The 20,247-nt window shown below is 63.0% G+C and carries 24 protein-coding genes; 7 read left to right on the forward strand and 17 right to left on the reverse strand.

Annotation, left to right across the window (positions count from 1 at the left end; genetic code table 11):
* Positions 1 to 6: 6 nt before the first annotated feature.
* Both ACX5I4_RS15795 and ACX5I4_RS15800 read left to right on the forward strand, forming a co-directional pair.
* A complete protein-coding gene (locus tag ACX5I4_RS15795) occupies positions 7 to 882 on the forward strand; it encodes a type II secretion system F family protein (protein ID WP_461837483.1) in 876 nt (291 codons plus the stop codon).
* A gap of 29 nt (positions 883 to 911) precedes the next feature.
* Complete coding sequence (locus ACX5I4_RS15800) at positions 912 to 1,103, forward strand: Flp family type IVb pilin (protein WP_461837484.1); 192 nt, start codon at positions 912 to 914, stop codon at positions 1,101 to 1,103.
* A 170-nt stretch (positions 1,104 to 1,273) separates the two neighbouring features.
* Here the strand turns inward: ACX5I4_RS15800 and ACX5I4_RS15805 are convergent, their stop codons facing one another.
* The 17 genes from ACX5I4_RS15805 to ACX5I4_RS15885 form a co-directional block, all read right to left on the reverse strand.
* Positions 1,274 to 2,164: a tRNA pseudouridine synthase A gene (locus ACX5I4_RS15805; RefSeq protein WP_461837485.1), complete on the reverse strand. Its 891-nt coding sequence runs from the start codon at positions 2,162 to 2,164 to the stop codon at positions 1,274 to 1,276.
* Positions 2,165 to 2,196: 32 nt separating this feature from the next.
* Positions 2,197 to 2,724: a 50S ribosomal protein L17 gene (gene rplQ, locus ACX5I4_RS15810; RefSeq protein WP_461837486.1), complete on the reverse strand. Its 528-nt coding sequence runs from the start codon at positions 2,722 to 2,724 to the stop codon at positions 2,197 to 2,199.
* 66 nt (positions 2,725 to 2,790) lie between these two features.
* Positions 2,791 to 3,801 carry a DNA-directed RNA polymerase subunit alpha gene (locus ACX5I4_RS15815; protein ID WP_011692778.1) on the reverse strand — a complete coding sequence of 337 codons (1,011 nt, stop codon included), beginning with the start codon at positions 3,799 to 3,801 and terminating at the stop codon, positions 2,791 to 2,793.
* A gap of 154 nt (positions 3,802 to 3,955) precedes the next feature.
* On the reverse strand, positions 3,956 to 4,357 hold the full coding sequence (rpsK, locus tag ACX5I4_RS15820; protein ID WP_028265083.1) for a 30S ribosomal protein S11: 402 nt from the start codon (positions 4,355 to 4,357) through the stop codon (positions 3,956 to 3,958).
* Positions 4,358 to 4,402: 45 nt separating this feature from the next.
* The gene (gene rpsM / locus ACX5I4_RS15825; protein WP_011775569.1) at positions 4,403 to 4,780 is read right to left on the reverse strand and encodes a 30S ribosomal protein S13; all 378 of its coding nucleotides are present in this window, start codon (positions 4,778 to 4,780) and stop codon (positions 4,403 to 4,405) included.
* Between the two features lie 191 nt (positions 4,781 to 4,971).
* Positions 4,972 to 5,085, reverse strand: a complete 114-nt coding sequence (rpmJ, locus tag ACX5I4_RS15830; RefSeq protein WP_011775570.1) for a 50S ribosomal protein L36 — start codon at positions 5,083 to 5,085, stop codon at positions 4,972 to 4,974.
* Between the two features lie 81 nt (positions 5,086 to 5,166).
* The gene (gene infA, locus ACX5I4_RS15835; protein ID WP_009358723.1) at positions 5,167 to 5,388 is read right to left on the reverse strand and encodes a translation initiation factor IF-1; all 222 of its coding nucleotides are present in this window, start codon (positions 5,386 to 5,388) and stop codon (positions 5,167 to 5,169) included.
* 256 nt (positions 5,389 to 5,644) lie between these two features.
* A complete protein-coding gene (locus tag ACX5I4_RS15840; RefSeq protein ID WP_461837487.1) occupies positions 5,645 to 6,589 on the reverse strand; it encodes a P1 family peptidase in 945 nt (314 codons plus the stop codon).
* Positions 6,586 to 7,644, reverse strand: coding sequence for a sugar phosphate isomerase/epimerase family protein (locus ACX5I4_RS15845; RefSeq protein WP_461837488.1), 1,059 nt, complete (start codon positions 7,642 to 7,644; stop codon positions 6,586 to 6,588). Before ACX5I4_RS15845 ends, ACX5I4_RS15840 begins: the two co-directional genes overlap by 4 nt.
* Before the next feature lie 107 nt (positions 7,645 to 7,751).
* A complete protein-coding gene (locus ACX5I4_RS15850) occupies positions 7,752 to 8,294 on the reverse strand; it encodes an ABC transporter substrate-binding protein (RefSeq protein WP_461838751.1) in 543 nt (180 codons plus the stop codon).
* Entirely contained in the window at positions 8,195 to 8,605 is a 411-nt protein-coding gene (locus ACX5I4_RS15855) for an ABC transporter substrate-binding protein (protein WP_461837489.1), read from the reverse strand. The genes ACX5I4_RS15850 and ACX5I4_RS15855 overlap by 100 nt, the downstream gene beginning before the upstream one ends.
* Positions 8,533 to 9,369, reverse strand: a complete 837-nt coding sequence (locus ACX5I4_RS15860) for an ABC transporter substrate-binding protein (RefSeq protein ID WP_461837490.1) — start codon at positions 9,367 to 9,369, stop codon at positions 8,533 to 8,535. Before ACX5I4_RS15860 ends, ACX5I4_RS15855 begins: the two co-directional genes overlap by 73 nt.
* A gap of 1 nt (position 9,370) precedes the next feature.
* Entirely contained in the window at positions 9,371 to 10,216 is an 846-nt protein-coding gene (locus ACX5I4_RS15865) for an ATP-binding cassette domain-containing protein (RefSeq protein ID WP_461837491.1), read from the reverse strand.
* Positions 10,213 to 11,268 carry an ABC transporter ATP-binding protein gene (locus ACX5I4_RS15870; protein ID WP_461837492.1) on the reverse strand — a complete coding sequence of 352 codons (1,056 nt, stop codon included), beginning with the start codon at positions 11,266 to 11,268 and terminating at the stop codon, positions 10,213 to 10,215. The genes ACX5I4_RS15865 and ACX5I4_RS15870 overlap by 4 nt, the downstream gene beginning before the upstream one ends.
* Positions 11,268 to 12,284 (reverse strand): ABC transporter permease, encoded by a 1,017-nt coding sequence (locus ACX5I4_RS15875; RefSeq protein WP_461837493.1) that lies wholly within the window; start codon positions 12,282 to 12,284, stop codon positions 11,268 to 11,270. Before ACX5I4_RS15875 ends, ACX5I4_RS15870 begins: the two co-directional genes overlap by 1 nt.
* 9 nt (positions 12,285 to 12,293) lie before the next feature.
* Complete coding sequence (locus tag ACX5I4_RS15880) at positions 12,294 to 13,181, reverse strand: ABC transporter permease (RefSeq protein WP_461837494.1); 888 nt, start codon at positions 13,179 to 13,181, stop codon at positions 12,294 to 12,296.
* Complete coding sequence (locus ACX5I4_RS15885; RefSeq protein ID WP_461837495.1) at positions 13,178 to 14,287, reverse strand: sugar phosphate isomerase/epimerase family protein; 1,110 nt, start codon at positions 14,285 to 14,287, stop codon at positions 13,178 to 13,180. Before ACX5I4_RS15885 ends, ACX5I4_RS15880 begins: the two co-directional genes overlap by 4 nt.
* Before the next feature lie 196 nt (positions 14,288 to 14,483).
* Here ACX5I4_RS15885 and ACX5I4_RS15890 point away from each other — a divergent pair, with 196 nt between their 5' ends.
* From ACX5I4_RS15890 to ACX5I4_RS15910, 5 genes are all read left to right on the forward strand, one after another.
* Positions 14,484 to 15,182 carry a FadR/GntR family transcriptional regulator gene (locus ACX5I4_RS15890; RefSeq protein WP_461837496.1) on the forward strand — a complete coding sequence of 233 codons (699 nt, stop codon included), beginning with the start codon at positions 14,484 to 14,486 and terminating at the stop codon, positions 15,180 to 15,182.
* A 37-nt stretch (positions 15,183 to 15,219) separates the two neighbouring features.
* Positions 15,220 to 16,680 carry a chlorohydrolase family protein gene (locus ACX5I4_RS15895; protein WP_461837497.1) on the forward strand — a complete coding sequence of 487 codons (1,461 nt, stop codon included), beginning with the start codon at positions 15,220 to 15,222 and terminating at the stop codon, positions 16,678 to 16,680.
* Between the two features lie 256 nt (positions 16,681 to 16,936).
* Complete coding sequence (locus ACX5I4_RS15900) at positions 16,937 to 17,887, forward strand: carbohydrate ABC transporter permease (RefSeq protein ID WP_461837498.1); 951 nt, start codon at positions 16,937 to 16,939, stop codon at positions 17,885 to 17,887.
* On the forward strand, positions 17,884 to 18,750 hold the full coding sequence (locus ACX5I4_RS15905) for a carbohydrate ABC transporter permease (protein ID WP_461837499.1): 867 nt from the start codon (positions 17,884 to 17,886) through the stop codon (positions 18,748 to 18,750). Before ACX5I4_RS15900 ends, ACX5I4_RS15905 begins: the two co-directional genes overlap by 4 nt.
* 108 nt (positions 18,751 to 18,858) lie before the next feature.
* Positions 18,859 to 20,205, forward strand: coding sequence for an ABC transporter substrate-binding protein (locus tag ACX5I4_RS15910; protein WP_461837500.1), 1,347 nt, complete (start codon positions 18,859 to 18,861; stop codon positions 20,203 to 20,205).
* Positions 20,206 to 20,247 lie beyond the last annotated feature (42 nt).

A 20,247-nucleotide genomic window follows, 5' to 3' on the forward strand; every position in this document is an offset into this window, starting at 1 on the left:
TCCACCATGCAACTCTTCGCTTATGCCGCCATGTTGGCCATCGTGGCCCCTGTGTCCTGGATGGTCTGGCTCGCTTTCACCGGGGACAGGGTAGGAATACGCAACATACGGACGAACCTCGGTGCAGGAACGGCTGCCGCGCCACAATCCAGCAACCATAACGATCGTTTGACATCCATTTCACGGCAACTCGCGCCGGACGGCTACGTGGCGTGGCTAGACAGGCAATTGGCTGGAGCGGGCCGGCCCAAAGATTGGCCCTTGGGCCGGATCTTGATGATCAAACCACTGCTGGCGCTGGGTGGCGGCTCCTTCGGGGTGCTTTTGTTCCTCAGCGATCCATCGGCAGGAAAGTTCCTTCTTGGTATTGCCGTCATGGCTTTGGCCTATTTTGTCCCGGATCTCCTCATTCGTTCCAATGCACAGAAACGCCGCGAGGCAATTCGTCTGGAACTCCCGAACTCACTCGACCAGATGCTGATTTCCGTCCAAGCGGGCCTCGGTTTTGAAGCTGCCATGGCCCGTGCCGCGGAAAACGGCAAAGGACCGCTGGCAGATGAGTTCATCCGGACGCTTCAGGACATCCAGGTAGGGCGGAGCCGCAAGGACGCATATCTGGACATGTCCCAGCGCGTTGACGTTCCGGACGTTCGCAGCTTCATCAGGGCTGTTGTCCAGGCGGATGCCTACGGCATTGCCATTGCCAAAGTCCTCAAAGCGCAGGCTCAGGAGATGCGGACCAAGCGCCGTCAGCGGGCGGAAGAATATGCCATGAAGATTCCCGTGAAAATCCTCTTCCCGCTGATCTTCTGCATCTTTCCAACCCTGTTCATCATCTTGCTGGGACCAGCCGTCATGAACATCATCGCGGCGTTCTCCTAGCCCCACTCCATAAGCGAACGGTGATCGACATGAAAAGGATGTTCAGGAAGCTAACGAGCACCTTGGCCGGCGAGCACGGAGCAACGGCCACGGAATACTCAATTCTGGTGGGCTTCGTCGCGATGGTCATTGTGGCCGGAGTCGGACTGTTCGGGACTGCCCTGAACGGCTACTTCGGTACGTTGGTCAACGGGGTAAAGGCTGCTCTGGGACTGCCCTAGCGGACAGTTGCCTACCGGCGCATCTGGGGCGCCTTCAAGCCGGCCACCTGCGATACCCAGAACCGCGGGTGGTCTACGCAGGCCCCCTCCCCGGTACCCAGAGCCGGGAGGGGGCCGTCCAACGTCCAGCCCCTGTCCGGGAAAGCACACTGAGACCGCCAGCCCCAAAACTACTCCCGCCGGGCCCGCGTCAGCTCAGCCCGTGCAAACAGTTCGTTGTCGGAGGGGTAGGCCACTTCCTCAAGCACCAAGGGGTGCGGCGCGGCCAGCACCGATTTGGCGTCCCTGACCCCCGCGAGCAGGCGCTCGTGCAGCCACTCCGGCTGTTCCAGGCCCTCCCCAACGCGCAACGCCGATCCGACCAACGCACGCACCATGTTGTGGCAAAAAGCATCTGCTTGGACGTTGGCAACAAGCACACCGTCGCTACCACGCACGAACTCAAGCCGCTGCAATTCGCGGATGGTGGTGGCTCCCTCGCGGGGCTTGCAGTATGCCCGGAAGTCCTGGAGCCCCAACAGCGCTGCGGCGCCCTCATTCATGGCGCCTTCATCCAACGCGGACTTGTGCCACAAAGTCAGCCTGCGAAGGACGGGGTCCCAGCGCTCCGAGCCATCGGCAATCCGGTAACTGTACCGGCGCCACAACGCTGAAAAGCGAGCGTCAAAGCCGCCAGGCGCCAGCCCGACGTCGTGCACTTCAATGGCACCGGTCTCATCCTGCAGGACACGACTCAAGGCTCCACGAAGCCTCCGAAGCAGCGCAGCGGCGGGGTCAATCTCGTGGCCCCTCGGAAGTCCGCTCCACTCGGCCTCGGAGAGATCTATGTGCGCCACTTGTCCCCGTGCGTGCACACCAGCGTCGGTGCGGCCGGCCACGGTGACCCGCACGGGACGCCGCACGATCAACGCCAGCCCTTCTTCAAGCGAACCCTGCACAGTCCGCAGACCAGGCTGCATGGCCCATCCGTTGAAAGGCCCGCCATCGTAAGAAAGATCCAACCGGACACGCAAAAACCCGCCGCCCCCCAAAACGGGGGCAGCGGGTTTTTGTTCGTTCATAGACTTAAGTCTACTGTGAAGAATTCAGTGAATTACTTCTTTTCCTCGGCGGCCGGAGCCTCTTCGGTTTCAGCAGCTTCAGCTTCAACGGCTTCGGTCTCAGCCTCGGCGGTTTCGGTCTCAACGACCTCTTCCTCGGCAACCGGGGCAGCCTTCTCAGCGGCCTTGGTTGCCTCGGCAACTACAGCCTGCTTCGGGGAAACCGGCTCAAGAACCAGTTCGATGACAGCCATGGGAGCGTTGTCGCCCTTGCGGTTGCCGATCTTGGTGATGCGGGTGTAGCCACCATCGCGGTTGGCAACGGCGCCAGCGATGTCGGTGAACAGCTCGTGGACGATGCCCTTGTCGCTGATCAGGCCGAGCACGCGACGGCGGGAGGACAGGTCGCCGCGCTTGGCGAAGGTCACGAGGCGCTCTGCGTACGGTTTCAGGCGCTTGGCCTTGGTAACCGTAGTGGTGATGCGCTTGTGCTCGAACAGCGATGCTGCCAGGTTCGCGAGCATCAGGCGCTCGTGAGCCGGACCGCCTCCGAGGCGCGGACCCTTAGTGGGGGTAGGCATAGTAATTTCTCCTGTAATGAAGGCCGTCCGGGTCCGAACGTGGACACGGTGGCCAAGATCTGCTTGTTAGAGCTCGTCGTCGCTGAACGCGGCGTCGTCCTCTTCGATGGCTGCGGCGCGGGCTGCCAGGTCGAAACCGGGAGGCGAGTCCTTGAGGGACAGGCCCAGTTCAACCAGCTTTGCCTTGACCTCATCGATGGACTTCGCACCGAAGTTGCGGATGTCCATCAGGTCAGCCTCGGAGCGGGCAACGAGTTCACCCACAGTGTGGATGCCCTCACGCTTGAGGCAGTTGTAGGAACGGACGGTCAGGTCCAGATCCTCGATCGGCAGTGCCATGTCAGCTGCCAAGGCAGCATCCGTCGGCGACGGGCCAATCTCGATACCTTCAGCTGCGGTGTTCAGCTCACGTGCAAGACCGAACAGCTCCACCAGGGTGGTGCCTGCCGAAGCAACGGCGTCACGCGGGGCGATAGCCTGCTTGGTCTCGACGTCGACAATCAGCTTGTCGAAGTCAGTGCGCTGCTCAACACGGGTAGCTTCCACGCGGAAGGTAACCTTCAAGACCGGCGAGTAGATCGAGTCGACCGGAATACGGCCGATCTCGGAGTCGCCGGACTTGTTCTGAGCTGCCGAAACGTAGCCGCGGCCGCGTTCGATGGTCAGTTCGAGTTCGAACTTGCCCTTCGAGTTCAGCGTGGCAATGTGCAGATCCGGGTTGTGGAATTCGACGCCGGCCGGCGGAGCGATGTCCGCGGCGGTGACGACTCCGGGGCCCTGCTTACGCAGGTATGCAACAACCGGCTCATCGTGCTCGGAGGACACGGAGAGGTTCTTGATGTTCAGGATGATCTCAGTGACATCTTCCTTGACACCCGGAACCGTCGTGAACTCGTGCAGCACGCCATCGATCCGGATGCTGGTTACAGCGGCACCGGGGATGGAGGAGAGCAGGGTACGGCGGAGGGAGTTTCCGAGGGTGTAGCCGAAGCCCGGTTCCAGCGGTTCAATGATGAAACGCGAGCGGTTCTCGGAGACTACTTCTTCAGACAGAGTGGGGCGCTGTGCAATAAGCACTTAGGTTTCCTTTCGGCGAGCATCCGCTATATGACGCAACACAGGTGGTGGAAATCGGCTTGGTTCCGGCTTTGCCGGCCGGGCGCTGCGGAACAGTCAGACTGTTCCGCAGCGGACCCGGCCGGCAAAAGCCAAGAAGCCAAGCAGAAACCGGTTAGACGCGGCGGCGCTTCGGCGGGCGGCAACCGTTGTGGGCGCTGGGGGTGACGTCCTGGATGGAGCCAACCTCGAGGCCAGCGGCCTGCAGCGAACGGATTGCGGTCTCGCGTCCGGATCCCGGTCCCTTGACGAACACGTCGACCTTGCGCAGACCGTGCTCCTGGGCGCGCTTTGCAGCAGCCTCGGCAGCCATCTGGGCGGCGAACGGGGTGGACTTGCGGGAGCCCTTGAATCCAACCTCACCGGCGGAAGCCCAGGAGATGACAGCACCGTTCGGGTCCGTGATGGACACGATGGTGTTGTTAAAGGTGCTCTTGATGTGCGCCTGGCCAAGCGCGATATTCTTCTTGTCCTTCTTACGCGGCTTGCGAACCGCGCCACGAGTCTTCGGGGGCATTATTTCTCCTACAGAAAGTTATCGGGGGAAAGTCGGCTGCTATTTCTAGCGGCCGGCCTTCTTCTTGCCGGCGACGGTACGCTTCGGGCCCTTGCGGGTACGAGCGTTGGTCTTCGTACGCTGACCGCGTACGGGCAGGCCCTTGCGGTGACGCAGGCCTTCGTAGCTGCCGATTTCAACTTTGCGGCGGATATCTGCTGCTACTTCGCGGCGAAGGTCACCCTCAACCTTGTAGTTGCCTTCAATGTAGTCACGCAGCTGGACCAGCTCGGCGTCAGTCAGGTCCTTGACGCGAACGTCAGCGCTGATGCCGGTGGCAGCCAGGGTTTCGTGTGCACGGGTCTTGCCCACGCCGTAGATGTAAGTAAGCGCAATTTCCAACCGCTTTTCGCGGGGAATGTCTACGCCAGCGAGACGAGCCATAGTGGCAGTACTCCTTGAATAAACCGGAGGTCGTAGGCAGTACACCCGCACTTTCAGTGCGGCCCCAGCCTCCGACCGGGGGTTAGCTGTCCGGGCTCCATACGTCCCAATTCAGCTTGTGCTGCCTTTATTTACTTGCGTGGGTTAGCAACCCAGGTTGCCCTCGCGGGCGCTAGTTCCCTTGCGGGGAATTAGCCCTGGCGCTGCTTGTGGCGCGGGTTCTCGCAGATCACCATGACCCGGCCATTACGGCGGATCACTTTGCACTTGTCGCAGATCTGCTTGACGCTCGGCTTGACCTTCATGGCGTTCCTTTGCGTGTTGCAGTTGGTCAGCTGGAGCGGCTTTACTTGGGTCTTCGTTTTCCCAGGGCTGCCGCCCAGCAATTACTTGTAGCGGTAGACGATGCGACCACGTGTGAGGTCGTAAGGGCTTAGCTCCACCACTACGCGGTCCTCAGGGAGAATCCTGATGTAGTGCTGTCGCATCTTCCCCGAGATGTGTGCAAGAACGATGTGCTTGTTGGTGAGCTCAACGCGAAACATCGCATTGGGCAGCGCCTCAGTCACAACGCCCTCGATCTCAATGACCCCGTCCTTCTTGGCCATATCCTCCGCTAACTGTTGTTTGCCGCAGTCCCCCGGTTAGGCACCGAAAAATCTGCGGACGTTTTTTGTTTGTTTGGCCGCCCGGCTCCTGCCACTCCACATAGCAGGACTCGCGACCTGTTAAATGGGCGTGGCTGTGCAGACAACCAACAGACAACTCTACGCCAATGCGGCGCGAATGTTAAATCCGCCCATGCTAGCGCAGACACCGGCACGGTGTCACGCTTCCCCGGGCCGCGGAACCCCCTAGAACACGCTAAACCGCACCGTAGGACGGGAAGGTGCCTGCCGCCGTCGTCGTGGTTTCCGCGGAGGCGACGCCGTCAAGAACAGCCAGGCGCACGACGTCTGCCGCCGCGCTTTGCAGGGTAATGAGCGAAACCTGCCTTGCCTGCTCCGAACTGCGGTCAAGCCCGACGGCGCCCGTCGCCAGCGCGAACACGGTGTCGCCGTCGGCGAGGGTGTGGGAAGGACTTAGGGCCCGGGCAAGGCCGGCATGTGCGGCACTGGCAGTGCGCTTGCATTCGGCAGGGTCGAGGACCACGTTGGTCGCGACGACAACAAGCGTGGTGTTCAGCGCCGGGGGCGCCGCCGGATCCGAGCTGCCGGGATCCGCCTGCTGGGGCGAAAATGGCATCCCCAGTGCGTTCACCACTGCGAGCGCGCCCACCACCACTCCGTTGTCCAGGGTGATGGAGGACGTGCCCACTCCGCCTTTGAACGCGCCGCGGCCAATCACGGCGCCCGCACCGGCGCCGACGTTTCCGCGTCCGACGTCGGCGTGCTCGCTTGAGGCGGCAGCCGCGGCGGCCGCCTCATAACCCATGGCTTCGTCGGGTCGGGCGGCGATGTCGCCGCCACGGCCCAGGTCGAAGATCGCCGCGGCGGGAACGATCGGGACCACTCCCCCGGGCACGGCGAAACCGCGTCCTTGCTCTTCGCACCATCGTTGGGCACCGTGGGCCGTGATCAGCCCGAAGGCACTGCCGCCCGTGAGCACCACCGCATCGACCGTGGGCACCAGGGTGGTGGGATCAAGCGCATCCGTCTCGTGGGTGCCTGGACCGCCGCCGCGCACATCGACCGATCCCACTGTCCCCTGCGGCGGAAGGACCACAGTCACTCCGCTCAGCCAACCGTCGCCGATCCTCTGGACATGTCCCACCCGGATTCCTGGCACATCAGTGATCTTGGAAGTCATGTGCCTATTCTGCTCCTCCCCGCTGCGCCGATCCGGGACAGCGCGTCCCTCAGTGCTTTCGCCGAGACGTCAATGAAGTGCGCACCGTCGTACGGCATGGCCCGCAGCTCGCTCAGTGACAGGACCTCTCCTCGTTCCGCCCTTTCCGCGTACTGCGCCGCCATGCTCCGAATACTGGCCACCTCTTCGGGGTCCAAGTCGGGGTGCATGGCAATCCATTCAGGATCGTCGAGGCCGATCGGCAAGTGCAGGGTGGGGCCCGCGTTTTCGATTGAGAGCGGCAGATCCGGGTTTTCGGCGTGCAGGATGCCGAGCACCGCATCCCAATCGATCGAGCCCTGGCCGATCGGCGCGAAGACCCGCCCGAACACGCCGTCTTGTTCGCCCAGGACAAAGTCGCGCAGGTGCGTGGCCCGGGTATACGGCGCCACGCGACGCGCAGCCGCCACCGGGTCCTCCCCGCGCACCACCACATTCGCCGTGTCAAAGGTGACCCCGAGGACGTCCGGCCCCACAGCTTCCACCAAGCGGACTATTTCGTAGCTCGTGATCTCCTCGTGGGTCTCAATGTTCAAGTGCACGCCGTGGTCCCGGGCCACCGGGGCCAGGAGCCGCAGGAACTTCTCGATCGCCACGAGTTGGTCGGCCCACGGTGCATCGGTCCGGAAGCGGTCGAAAACATAGTAGCCCGGCATGCCTCGCTGGTAGTTGGCACATGCCACCCACAGGTCCGTCACGCCGGCGGCCTCGTGTGCTGCCTCGATCATCTTGATCATGCCGCGCGTGTAGTCGCCGTCGCCGAGGACCCGGACGTGGGGCGCTTCGGCTGTCGCGTACGGGTTGACCTTGGCTAGCCCCATCTGGAGGTAAAGGTTGAGCGAGTCCGCACAGTCCCGGACCTCTGCCAGCAACCCGCGGTCCAGTGTTGGAGAGACGTCCACGACACTACGGAAGTACACGCCTTCCATTCCCATGCCATGTGCCCGTTCGAGGATACGGATCGCTGAGTCGTCCGCTTCGTGGGGGATCTTGCTTCCATCGACACCAATTCGCATTTTCGCGTCCTTAGCTAGTTCTCGGTATTTGTGTCGCCACCGCGGGTATCTTCCCTGCGGGCAGCTGGGTCGTGGCGGGGCCGTGGCCGCCATTTCAAGGCCTGCCCCTAGCGCCCCCAGTTGTAGAAGGTGGTTGACGAGGCGTAGTCGAAGTTCTTGACCGAGTGCGCGAGCACGGCCGTGAATTGCGCACGGTAAAGGATGATGGTGGGCGAACTAGCCCGCCAGGCGTCCACGAGCGCATTGATGTATGGCATCTGGGCTTGCAGGTTTGGAGCGTCGTCGAGTTTCTTCATGAGCTCCGGCGTGCCCGGAATGCAGATGTGCTGGTTGTTGAAGCTGCTGCCACACGTCATCTTCTTGCGGAGCTCGTAGGCAGCCACGGCGCCGGCACTCTCGAAGAGCAGCGCCGACTGATACTTGCCGGTATTGAACTTCGTGGCAAAGGCCGTGGGCGTCTGCGAATCGATGTTGACCGTGACGCCTATTTCCTCCCAAGAAGCCTTCAGAATCGTCGCGAGCGTCGAGACCCCGGGCGACGTCGGGTTGATCATGAGGTCGATCTGGGGATTCTCCAGGCCAGACTCCTTGACCAGCTCCCGTGCCCGGTCCTTGTCGAGGGGGCGGGGGCGGAACGTTGGGGGTCGAATCCCGGCGTCCCTGGAACGAAGGGGCCGTAATAGCTGTCAGCGTAGCCATAGGCGACGCTGGCCTTGATCTGGTCATACGGCACGGCGTAGGTCAGCGCTTCGCGCAATTTCGGATTGGACGTCACGCCGGAAGAGTTGTCGAAGGACACGGTGACCGGGGCAAAAGCCGGGGCCGAGGTGACGGCACAGCAGTCGTTTTGGCTCAGTTCGTGGACCACGTAGGGCGGCAACCCCAACGTCACATCCGCCTCGCCTCGACGTGCCTGCAGCATGAGGGTCGGGATCGAGGTGATGAAGTTGACGCGGACCACCGGTTCCTTGGCGGCCGTGCCGTAGTAGTTCGGGTTCCGCTAAGCACCGCATAGTTGTTGGCCACGTATTCATCCAGGACATAGGGGCCGCTGCTGCTGGCGGTGTGAGCGGCCAACCATTGGTTCGGCACGCCCTTCTTGTCCTCGCCATGTTCCTTGATGACCTTCGGGTCATAGATCGACCCGCGGCTCTGCGCCAGGGTCACCAGGATCGCGGGGTAGGCGCGTGATAGTTGGAGCCGGACAGTCTGTGGATCTACCACCACGACGCCGGTGATCAGGGGCGGATCCGTCAGGCCTATCTGCAGGCCCAAGGAACCACATCCGCCAATGGTGAGATTCCGCATGATCGAATACCGGACGGCCTCGGCATCCAAGGGGTTGCCGTTGGCGAACTTGGCCCCGGGGTGCAGGGAGAACGTGTAGGCCTTCCCGTCGGGAGAAACCGTCCAGTTTGTGGCCAAATCGCCCTTGACCCGGGCGGAATCCGTGTTGGCCACGAGCGTTCCGTCGGATTGCTTGTCTTCGTCGAGCTTGACCAGCCGGGCATAGAAGTTGCTGGCGAAGCTGTTCTCATTGCCGGCGCAGACGAAAGCCGGGTCGATATTGGTCAGCGTCGTGGCCCAGTTCACGGTGAAGGGCCGGCTTGTCGCGGCAGACGAGCCCGTGGGGCTCGCACAGCCTGTCAGGGCGAGCAGGCCGGCGGCGGCGAGGAACGCCGTCGTCCTCTTCATCAGGGTACGTGGGGTGGGCAGGGTCCTCATCTCACTTTCCTTCCGTGGCTACGGCAGTCCCGGCCGCCGCAAGCGCCTTGGCCCGGCGGCGAGCGCCCGGAACCGCATCAAGCAGCGCCCGCGTATAGGGATGGGTGGTGTTTTCGAAAACCTCCGCCGATGTTCCGGCCTCCACGATCTGTCCAGAGTTCATGACGGCGATGTGGTGGCTCATGAGCCGGGCCACAGCAAGGTCATGCACGATGAACAGGTAGGTCAGCCCAAGCTCATCCTGGAGGTCGCTCAGGAGATTGAGCACCTGGGCCTGGATGGACACGTCCAGCGCGCTCACCGGTTCGTCCAAAACCACGAGGTCCGGGTTCAGGACCAGCGCCCGGGCAATCGCGATCCGCTGGCGTTGACCGCCGGAGAACGCGAAGGGGTAGCGCTGGGCTTGTTTGACGGTGATCCCGACGCGGTCGAGCACTTCCTCGACCCGCCGCGAGCGCTCGCCCGCGTCCGAGACGCCATGGATGATCAATGGCTCTTCCACCAAGTCGGCAACCGTGAAGCGAGGGTCCAGTGAGCCGTTGGGGTCCTGGAAAACCATTTGGATACGCTTGCGCATCCGCCGCATTTGCGGCTTTGAGAGGGAGGTAAGGTCCACGCCGTCGAACTCGATCACGCCGCTGTCCACGCCTGTCAGGCCCATGACGCACGCCGCCGTGGTGGACTTGCCGCTACCCGATTCCCCGACGAGTCCCAGTGTTTGTCCGCGGCGCAGCTCGAAGGAGACGTCCCGGAGGATCTGCGTTCGGTTCCGGGAACCGACGCCCCTGCCGTAGGACTTATTGAGGTTCTCCACCCGCAAGAGCGGGGCTGTGGCTAGGTTGCTCATGCTGCATCTCCTGGGGTATCGCTCGCGAAATGGCAGCGGACGACGGCGCCGCTCGCCAAAGTGCGCGCTTCGGGCCGTTCCGTCGCGCACCGTAGTTCGTCCCGGCCGAGTGGGCATCGGGCCACAAAGGGGCATCCGGGTTCGTCCACGGAGAGGTCCGGAGGCGAGCCCGGGATGGCGGGCAACGCCCCGCGCTTGGTGGTAGCGGGGTCGATGACGCAATCCAGAAGCGCCTTGGAGTACGGGTGTGCCGGCGAGCCGAAGAGGGACCGGGTACTGGTGGATTCTACGAATCGGCCCGCGTACATGACGTTGACGCTGTCGCAGAGTTCTTCCACGATGCCCAGGTTGTGGGTAATCATGATCAGCGCATTGCCGCGTTCGTCGCAGATTTTGGCCAGAAGGTCGAGCACTTGTGCCTGCGTAGTGACGTCCAGGGCCGTCGTGGGTTCATCCGCGATGACCACGGAGGGGTCGTTGGCTATGGCCATGGCGATGAGCACGCGTTGCCTCATGCCTCCGGAGTATTGATGGGGATAGTCGGCAATCCTCCGCTGCGGATCGTTGACGCCCACCTCGGCAAGGAGTTCGCAGGCCATCCGCCGGGCCACCTTGACGGACACGTCCTGGTGCACCCGGATGGTTTCCACAAACTGGCTTCCGATGGTCTTCAGGGGGTCCAGGGCAGCCATCGGGTCTTGGAACACCAGGCCGATGTCCTTGCCCCGGATCGTGGAGATCCCGGCGTCGTCCAGCCCCACGAGTTCAGTCCCGTTGAGCTTGACACTGCCGCTGACGACGCGGCCCGGCGGCGGGACCAGCCCCACCAGGGACATGGCCATGGCGGATTTCCCGGAGCCCGACTCTCCCACGATCGCCAGGCGCTGGCGTTTGCGCAGTTCGAAGGAGACGTCCCGCACCGCGTGGACCGTTCCCGAGGCGGTATCGAAATCGGTGACGAGGCCGTTCACGCTGAGCACGAGCGACCGGTCCTGGTTCCCGTTCCCGGCCAGGCTTGGGGAAGGAAAGGGAAGTGCGTTGGTGTGCGACATCAGCGGGCTCCTACTCGGGTGCGGGGATCTGCCGCGGTCATGATGAGGTCCGCAGCGAGGCTGACCACCACGTAGAGGATGGCGGCCAGCAGGAGAACTGCCTGGACCACGGCGAAGTCCTTCTGGATGATGGCGTCGGCGGTCATGGAACCTATCCCCGGCCACCCGAACACCTTTTCTACCAGCAGGCTTCCGGCCAGGAGATCGGCGAACAAGAGCGATGCGGCTGGCAACAGTGACAGGAGGCCATGAGGAGCCACGTGGCGCGTGTAGACCGGAAACCGGCGCAATCCGTGGCTCTGGGCAACGGTGACGAAGGTTTCGCGCAGCGTCCCTCGAAGTTGGTTCCGGTACAGCCTGCTGAGGAAGGCGAACGGGCCCAGGGCGACGATCGTCGCTGGCAGGAGCAGGTGCCAGGCAGCGTTGGCGAAGGTTCCCCACTGGCCGGCCAGTACGGCATCCACGGTGAACATGCCGGTGATGTTCGGCGGACGGAGGGTCCCGGGTGACAGGCGACCTTCGGGGCCCGGGAATATCCCGAGTTGCATCGAGAGAACCAGCAAGGCAAGCAGGGCGATCCAGAAGGGTGGCGATCCCATGGCCAAGGAAGAGGCGATGCGGAGGAAGCGGTCCGGCCACCGGCGCCGTGAGTAGACGGCGACGCTCGCGGCGAGGACTGCTGCCGCGATGGCAATGAGTACCGACAGCAGCCCCAGTTCGATCGTGGCCGGTAGTCGCTGGGCAAGGAGGTTGCCCACGCTGTTCCCGGTGCTGTAGGAGAAACCAAAGTCACCGCGGAGGAGCGAGCCCATGTAATTCCCGTATTGTACGAGCAGGTTGTCATCCAAGCCCATCGATTTCCGCAGCGCCGCGACGGTGTCGTCCGTGGCCGCATCCCCGGCGATGGCCCGGGCCGGGTCGCCGGGAACTTTGCGGAGGAGGATAAAGGCGAAGATCGAAGCCCCGAAGACCGTGGCCAGTGCCACGCCGAGTCGCTTGGAAATGGTGCTAATCATCGGGGAGCCTCACTTTGCCTGGACGAATTCGCCGCGGGGGTCCAGGACTTCCCTGGCCCTGTCGGCGATCATGGTGGTCAGACTGACGGCAAGGAGCAGGCCCAGACCGGGGAAACCCGCGATCCACCATTGACCAGTCAGGAAGAATTGCTGGCCGTCCGTGATCATTTCTCCCCATTCCGCGGTGGGCGGTTGTGCCCCGAGGCCCAGGTAGCCCAAGGCTGCGAGGGAGAGCACGGCCGCACCGAAGACGGCGGCCATCTGGAGGATCATGATCGGGACCAGGTGCGGGAAGACGTGGCGGAACAGGACGCGGGCCGGGTGTGCTCCGAGTGCCGTGGTGGAGCGGATGAAGTCCTGGCCGTACAAGCGCATCACCTCTCCGCGGAGGGTCCGCATGTACCAGGGGAACGAGTGTAGCGAGAGCCCGATCACCACGGCCGTCACGCCCGGCTTGAGCGCCATTGCGATGGCCATCGCCAGGAGGATGGCCGGGAAGCAGAGGATGGAGTTGGTCAACCACGTGAAGAGAGTGTCCACCCAGCCGCGCATGGATCCCGCCAGGAGGGCCGCGATACACCCAAGCACGGCCCCGATCAAGGCAATGGTCAGGCCGGCCAGGATCGATGTCTGGCCACCCGCCAGAACACGGGCCAGAACATCACGGCCCGTGTCGTCGGTGCCCATGGGGTGGCCCCAGCTGGGAGCCTGGAGTACGGCTCCCAGGTTGATGGAATCGGGCTGGACCCGCCAGGCCAAAGGGCCCAACAAGGTGGCCACGATAAGGGCGGCCAAGAGAGACAGGGTCATGGTCAACGCCGTGTCCCGTCTGAGGAAGTTCCTGAAAGGTCTGCTTCTGGCAGGGACAACGATCTGTGAGGCGGCAATGGCTGTCATGAGAGTCCTTCCTCTCCGGAAAGGATCGCGGCCGGTTCTTTCACGACGGCACCGATCGATGTGAGGAGCTTCCGCAACGTAGCGGCGCTATGGAGCAGTTGACGACGGCGTTCGGCCGGGCCGGGTTCGTCGTCCCAGTCGGCGAGCGCCGGGATATGCCCACGCGCCACGCTGTCGTGCGTCGCAACACCGAGCCGGGCCAACTGGCCCAGCCCCGCGGCGTCGAGGTGGGGTTCGTGGGTGAACCACGAACGGTCGAAAACCGGCGCATCGAACTTTCCCCGGTGCTGTTCCAGCGTGAAATCACGTACCCCGGCGCTGAGAAGATGGCCGAGGATCGCTTCCCAGTCGAAGACTCCCTCGCCGATTGCCCGAAGGCGGCGGCGGTAACCGTGGGGTAGGGGAAACAAAACCGCATCTTCCAAGTGCGTCATTCGGACCTGCGGTCCAAGCCTCCGGGCTGCGTCGACGGGGTCTTCTGCGCGGACCACCAAGTTGGCCACGTCGAATCCAATTCCGAAGACTGCGGGATCCAGTGCCTGGACAAGCGCCAGCACTTCCGGTGAAGCCAGGTCTTCGTGGGTCTTGAGGTTGATGTGCGCCCTGGCGTCCCGCGCCGCGGGAGCGAGCGCCTCGAGGTTCGCCCGGATGAGCCGAAGTTGAGCGGGGTGGTCGAGGAACCGGCCCTGCTCTGCGGCACCTTGCCGTTCGGATCGGGTGTGGACGAAAAACTCAGTAATGCCAAGGTCCACGCCCCGGGCAAGGGTCCGCTCCATCCCGGCCCTCACGGTGGCAGGATCCCCGAACGGCCCGGCACAACCGAGGCCAAGCTGGATCTCGACTCCGGCATGCCGGGCTTCCTCGGCCACCTCATCCAGTTCGCCAGGCTTGTCCGGTTCGCCGATCGTTTCGCGGGAAAGTTCCGCGGTGATGCTGTTGAGCACAACGAGTGTGAAGCCGTCGTTTATGGCGGCCCGCACCGATTCCAGTAATGGCTGGCTTTCGTGGCCTGGGTACCGGGTGAATTGCACCCCCAAGCGCGTCTCCGGCAGTTCGCCGGTGCCGGCGGGCCGCGAATCCGGTGACAGGTGTGTGATCTGGGTCATGTTTGCCAAGATACACTCGTAAGACGTCTTACGAAAGAGTAGATTTTCCAGCCGTCGTGTGAGACGCTTCGATGACGGAAGTGGACCGGCCACCGGACATGGACCGGAGCGGGTGGCGCGACATTGCAACAACGCGGCCCCGCCTCGGAGATGCCCGGGTCCGCGAACTTGGAGCACGTCTTGGAAGGAGGGCACCATGACCGTGAATGGCCGACGCAGCGTCGTCGACGACGCGATCGACGACATCCGCCTGCGGATTCGCCAGGGTGAATGGGGCTTGGGAGACCGCATACCGCCCGAGCCGGAGCTCGGAAAAGCGCTGGGTCTTAGCCGCGCGCCCCTGCGGGAAGCCCTCCGGGCCTTGGTCCACGCGGGCCTACTCGTGACAAGGCAAGGTGACGGGACCTTCGTCGCCGCCGTAGACGAACAAGAAATTGCCTTGCGCAAGGGCTTCCAGGGCGCGGACCGATTCGAGGCCATCGAAGTCCGGCGCAGCCTTGACGTACCGGCGGCCGCCCTCGCCGCCCAGCGCCGGGACCAAGAAGACCTCGACAGGCTGCAAGACGCACTGGAACGACGCCGTGCCGCCGCGGAAGCCCACGACGACGACGGCTTCCGGCAGGCCGACATCGACTTCCACCGCGGCGTCGTCGACGCCGCGCACAACCAACTCCTGGCAGGCATCTATGGTTCCCTCGCCGCGGAGATCGACGGTTCATGGACGTCACCGGCCGGCCTGGAACGGGCAGCCAGCACCGAGCACGACAACCACGACGAGCTCTTCGAGGCCATCCGCGACCGATCTGCCCAGGACGCGATGATGGTGGCTGGATCGATCCTGGACAACCAGGCTTCGGACTTGGAAGGCACGCCCTCGCGTTCCGCTGGCGCGTAGGACCTCCGCATCACCACGAGCACCTTCAAGGAGACCAGTGATTACGCGTATCAAGGCCGCCTTCGTCATTGGATACGCCGAGCGCGATCACTGCATCCTGCCTCAGGCGGAGCTGGTCCACGAGGATGAAACCATCGTCTTCGTTGGCAGGGACTACCCCGGAGTGGTGGACAAAGATATCGACGCCGGGCAGGCTGTCGTCTCCCCCGGATTCATCGACCTGAACGCCTTGGCGGACATCGACCACGCCCTTTTCGATTCCTGGCCCGACCCCAGCCGGCGCTTGGGGCTTGTCTGGTCCGAGTCCTACCTGAGGGACCATCGGGCTCTCTTCACACGCGAGCAGGCACGGTTCCGGCGCGAGTTCGCCCTGTCGCAATTGGTGCGCAACGGCATCACCACGCTCATGCCCATTGCATCCGAGAGCTACCACGAATGGTGCGAGGACTACGAGGACCTTGCCGACACCGCCGCCGCCGTAGAGGCCCTTGGCGTCCGGGCCTACCTCGGGCCGAGCTACCGTACGGCGGTCCCCTATACCGACGGCAAGCGGGTGATGCTCCACGAGGATGAACCGCGTGGCCTCGAAGGTCTGGATCAAGCCATCCGCTTCGCCCAGGACTACGAAGGGCGGGCCCAAGGGCTGATCCGGACGGCCTTGCTGCCTGCGCGGATCGAAACGCAGACCGAAAAGACCCTCCAGCTCACCCGGCAGGCGGCCGACGAGCTCAAGCTCCCCGTGCGTCTGCACGCCGCCCAGGGGCTCTTCGAAGTCGAGACCATGATCGCCCGCACCGGCAGGCGCCCGCTACCCTACCTGGCCGATCTCGGTTTCCTCGCTGAGCGCACGTACATCCCCCACGCCTGGACCATCCCCGGTCATTCGCATATGCCTGCCGCCTTCGGCGCCGGGGACGATCTGGCCCGGCTCGCCGATTCCGGAACAACCGTCCTCCTCTGCCCCATCCCCATGGCGCATTACGGGGGGATGCTCGACAACTACAACTCCTACCGCGAGCGCGGGGTGCGGATCGTACTGGGGACAGACTCCGCCCCGCCGAACATGATCCGCGCCATGGACCTCGCGATGGGCATGACCAAGACTCTCACCGGGGACCGTTCGAGCGCCCAGGCCGCGGACTTGTTTCGCTCGGCCACCCTCGACCCCGCCGAGTCCCTGGGCCGTTCCGAACTGGGCCGTCTGGCGCCAGGGGCGCAGGCCGACTACTTTGTCCTGGACTTGACCGGCAGCCACATCGGCCCCTACGCCGACCCCATCCGTACCATGATCATGAACACGGACGGACGGGACATCAAGCAGGTGGTGGTGGCCGGCCGCACCATTGTGGACAAGGGAGAAATCGTCACCGTCGATGCGAGCAGCTACCGGGAACGCGCGCAGGATTTCCTGGATCACTACATTGCTTCGCTGACCGTCTCGGACTACGCCCGGCGTCCTATCCACGAGCTCCTTCCGCCCAGCTTCCCCTTGCGCTGAATCGGCGAAGGTAGTCCAGGCGTCCGGGCTGCGCCGCATCCGACACAAACGGTAGTGGTGCCTCAAAAACGAACTCTGCCCAACCCGCCACGAAACATCTCGTAAACGAGCGCGGAAGGCTTGTACAACAATCCGGGAGTCGGCTCTTTTTTTGACTTGACAGGGCCTCCCGTGTGGTGAGGTAAAACTAGCCGCCCCTCGACTCGACAATCCGAATCTGGCGCGCCCCGTCATCTGCAAACCGTTAGAGACCCTCATGACTCCACAACTCACGCAAAGGCGGCCCGTTCAAGAAGCCGCCCAGTCTGTGCCGCTGCGCCGACCGCGCTGGACCGGCCGGACACGCCGGGACTTCTTTGTGTTCCTGGCGCTGGCCCTGCCGAATCTCATCTTGATCGCCGTCTTTACGTATTGGCCGCTGATCAACAACATCTACTACTCCACCCTCGATTGGACCCTCGGTTCCGCGTCGGCCACCGTTGTGGGCTTGGACAACTACGTCACGTTCTTCACGAGCGAGGACGCAGGCAAGGTCCTTGGCACAACGGCTGTCTTCACACTCATCACCGTTGGTGGATCCATGTTCTTGGGATTGCTGGTTTCTCTTGCCCTGAACTCCAAGGTCCACGGCACGACCTTCGCCCGTTCGGCCGTCTTCGCCCCCTACGTTCTCTCCGGCGTGGGCGTCGGTTTGGTGTGGCTCTTCATCTTCGATCCCGGATACGGTGTCCTCGCCTGGATCCTGCGCGGCCTTGGACAACAGAGCCCCCAGTGGATCAACGATCCCCAGCTCTCCCTGGTGATGGTCATCATCGTTTACGTCTGGAAGAACCTCGGATACTGCGCTGTGGTCTACCTGGCAGGATTGCAGTCCCTACCGAAAGACGTCATGGAAGCTGCTGCCCTCGACGGCGCAAACGGTTTCCGTCGCTTCCTGAACGTCTCCCTGCCGCTCCTGTCTCCCACAACCTTTTTCCTACTGATCACCACCATGATCAGTTCTTTGCAGGCATTCGATTTGATCCGGATCATGACCCCCTTGGGCAACGGCACCAGTACGTTGATCTACGAGGCCTACCTCCAGGCGTTCGGCGCCTACAACCGCGCAGGCTACTCGGCCTCGATCTCCGTGGTCCTGTTCGCCATCCTGTTGGTCATCACGGTGGTCCAGTTGCGGTTCGTTGAGCGGAAGGTCCACTACTCATGAGCATCACAGCTATCCAGGAACGCCCTTTCTCCCGCGCCAACCTTGTCAAGACAGTGGCCGGCGGTTACGTCCCCCTCATCTTGGCCACCCTCGTTGTTGTGGTGCCCTTGCTGTGGATGGTACTCAGCTCCTTCAAGCAGCCGGGCGAGATCGTGACCACCGATCTGAAGATCCTCCCGCAAGGCCTGAACCTGGACACCTACCGAACCGCCATGACCACCGTGCCCTTCGCTCAGTTCTTCCTCAACAGCCTGATCGTCACCGTGGTTGGCGCTACCGTCAAAGTGGTCCTTGCCGTCCTGACCGCCTACGCTCTGGTCTTTGTCCGATTCCCGTTCAAGAATGTGATTTTCGTCCTCATTCTTGTGGCGCTGATGGTCCCGGCCCAGGTTTCCATCCTGCCGAACTACATCTTGATCGCCGGGATGGGCGGCAAGAACACCCTCTGGGGCATCATCCTCCCTGGACTGGGTACTGCCTTCGGCACCTTCCTCCTCCGCCAGCATTTCCTGACTCTTCCCGGATCCATCCTGGAAGCCGCCGAGATCGACGGCGCAGGCCACTGGCGTCGCCTGTGGCAAATCATCGTTCCGGTTTCCGTGCCGTCAATCGCAACAGTCGCCTTGGTGACCGTGGTCAGCGAATGGAACGACTACATCTGGCCCCTGATCATCACGGACCGGCCGGAAACCATGACCCTTCCGGTCGGCCTGACCCTCCTGCAGAACTCTGAAAGCAATGGTGCGGGCTGGGGCATCCTCATGGCCGGAGCAGTCTTGGTGATCATTCCCATTCTTCTGGTGTTCGCCGCCTTGCAGCGCTACATCGTCGCTGGCCTCACCCAGGGCAGCGTCACCGGCTAGCCGCCTGCACCACCCTATGCACGACCAACCCGCGGCCTGGCTCAAGCATGGCCTGGACGCATTGTCCTAACAAATCTCACCACCTTTGAATCCTTGAGAGGACCAACCATGGCAATAAATCTTGATCGAAGGAACTTCCTGGGGCTCGCCGGCCTGGGAGTCGGCGCCGCCGCACTGGCAGCATGCGGCGGCCCATCCACGGCAAGCTCCGGAACCTCCAACGCATCGACCGAGTTGGACTTCACCGGGGTCAAGCCCGCAGCCAAGATCGATTTCTGGACCAACCACCCTGGCCAGTCCCAAGATGTCGAGAAGTCGATCATTGATAAGTTCCAAGCCAAGTTCCCTGACATCAAGGTGAACCTCGTAACGGCAGGTGCCAACTACGAAGAAATCGCCCAGAAGTTCCAAACCTCGCAGGCGGCGAAGACTGGCTTGCCGGCCCTGGTGGTTCTCTCCGACGTGTGGTGGTTCCGCTACTTCTCCAACGGCAACATCATCCCGCTCGATGGCCTCGTGAAGCAGCTCGGGATCAAGGTGGATGATTTCCAGAAGTCACTGGTCAGCGACTACCAGTACGGCGGTAAGCAGTGGGCGCTCCCCTACGGCCGATCCACCCCGTTGTTCTACTACAACAAGGACCACTTCAAGGCGGCGGGCCTACCGGACCGCGCACCGGCCACCTGGGAAGAATTCGCCGGCTGGGCCCCGAAGCTCAAGGCCGTCTCAGGCGCCCAGTACGCCTACATGTACCCCGCCCTGGCTGGATACGCAGGATGGACCCTCCAGAACAACCTCTGGGGCTGGGGCGGAGGGTGGTCCAAGGACTGGGATATCACGTGCGATTCCACCGAATCCGTCACCGCCCTGCAATGGGTTCAAGACTCGATCTACAAGGACAAGTGGGCCGGCGTTTCATCCAAGGACGCAGGTGACGACTTTGCCGCCGGCATCGCATCCGCCACGATCTCCTCCACCGGCTCTTTGCTAGGTGTCCTCAAGTCTGCCAAGTTCAACGTGGGCGTCGGCTTCCTTCCGGGCGGCCCCAAGGTGGCCAGCGGTGTCTGCCCCACCGGTGGAGCCGGCCTCGGCATCCCGAGCGGAATCAGCAAGGAGGAACAGCTCGCCGCGGCGACCTTCCTGAAGTTCATGACCGAACCGGAAAACACCGCTGCGTTCTCCGCTGCCACCGGCTACATGCCCACGAGGGTTTCCGCGGACATGACGGCAGTCCTCGCGAAAACGCCGCAGATCAAAACGGCCATGGACCAGTTGGCGGCAACCAAGGTGCAGGACAACGCCCGCGTCTTCCTGCCCGGCGCTGACCAGGAAATGGCAAAGGCCGCGGCGAAGATCATGACCCAACAAGGCGATGTGAAGACCACCATGACGGACCTCAAAAAGACCCTTGAGGGCATCTACACCAAGGACGTGAAGCCCAAGCTCAAGAGCTGAGGCAACAACTCCTCCGACACACAAAATCCCTGGCGACACCGG

Source organism: Arthrobacter sp. MMS24-S77 (assembly GCF_054888235.1).

Coding starts and splice junctions, on each gene's coding strand:
- ACX5I4_RS15795 (WP_461837483.1), top strand. CDS start 7: ATGCAACTCTTCGCTTATGCCGCCATGTTGGCCATCGTGGCCCCTGTG.
- ACX5I4_RS15800 (WP_461837484.1), top strand. CDS start 912: ATGAAAAGGATGTTCAGGAAGCTAACGAGCACCTTGGCCGGCGAGCAC.
- ACX5I4_RS15805 (WP_461837485.1), bottom strand. CDS start 2,164: ATGAACGAACAAAAACCCGCTGCCCCCGTTTTGGGGGGCGGCGGGTTT.
- rplQ (WP_461837486.1), bottom strand. CDS start 2,724: ATGCCTACCCCCACTAAGGGTCCGCGCCTCGGAGGCGGTCCGGCTCAC.
- rpsK (WP_028265083.1), bottom strand. CDS start 4,357: ATGCCCCCGAAGACTCGTGGCGCGGTTCGCAAGCCGCGTAAGAAGGAC.
- rpsM (WP_011775569.1), bottom strand. CDS start 4,780: ATGGCTCGTCTCGCTGGCGTAGACATTCCCCGCGAAAAGCGGTTGGAA.
- rpmJ (WP_011775570.1), bottom strand. CDS start 5,085: ATGAAGGTCAAGCCGAGCGTCAAGCAGATCTGCGACAAGTGCAAAGTG.
- infA (WP_009358723.1), bottom strand. CDS start 5,388: ATGGCCAAGAAGGACGGGGTCATTGAGATCGAGGGCGTTGTGACTGAG.
- ACX5I4_RS15840 (WP_461837487.1), bottom strand. CDS start 6,589: ATGACTTCCAAGATCACTGATGTGCCAGGAATCCGGGTGGGACATGTC.
- ACX5I4_RS15845 (WP_461837488.1), bottom strand. CDS start 7,644: ATGCGAATTGGTGTCGATGGAAGCAAGATCCCCCACGAAGCGGACGAC.
- ACX5I4_RS15860 (WP_461837490.1), bottom strand. CDS start 9,369: ATGAGGACCCTGCCCACCCCACGTACCCTGATGAAGAGGACGACGGCG.
- ACX5I4_RS15865 (WP_461837491.1), bottom strand. CDS start 10,216: ATGAGCAACCTAGCCACAGCCCCGCTCTTGCGGGTGGAGAACCTCAAT.
- ACX5I4_RS15870 (WP_461837492.1), bottom strand. CDS start 11,268: ATGTCGCACACCAACGCACTTCCCTTTCCTTCCCCAAGCCTGGCCGGG.
- ACX5I4_RS15875 (WP_461837493.1), bottom strand. CDS start 12,284: ATGATTAGCACCATTTCCAAGCGACTCGGCGTGGCACTGGCCACGGTC.
- ACX5I4_RS15880 (WP_461837494.1), bottom strand. CDS start 13,181: ATGACAGCCATTGCCGCCTCACAGATCGTTGTCCCTGCCAGAAGCAGA.
- ACX5I4_RS15885 (WP_461837495.1), bottom strand. CDS start 14,287: ATGACCCAGATCACACACCTGTCACCGGATTCGCGGCCCGCCGGCACC.
- ACX5I4_RS15890 (WP_461837496.1), top strand. CDS start 14,484: ATGACCGTGAATGGCCGACGCAGCGTCGTCGACGACGCGATCGACGAC.
- ACX5I4_RS15900 (WP_461837498.1), top strand. CDS start 16,937: ATGACTCCACAACTCACGCAAAGGCGGCCCGTTCAAGAAGCCGCCCAG.
- ACX5I4_RS15905 (WP_461837499.1), top strand. CDS start 17,884: ATGAGCATCACAGCTATCCAGGAACGCCCTTTCTCCCGCGCCAACCTT.
- ACX5I4_RS15910 (WP_461837500.1), top strand. CDS start 18,859: ATGGCAATAAATCTTGATCGAAGGAACTTCCTGGGGCTCGCCGGCCTG.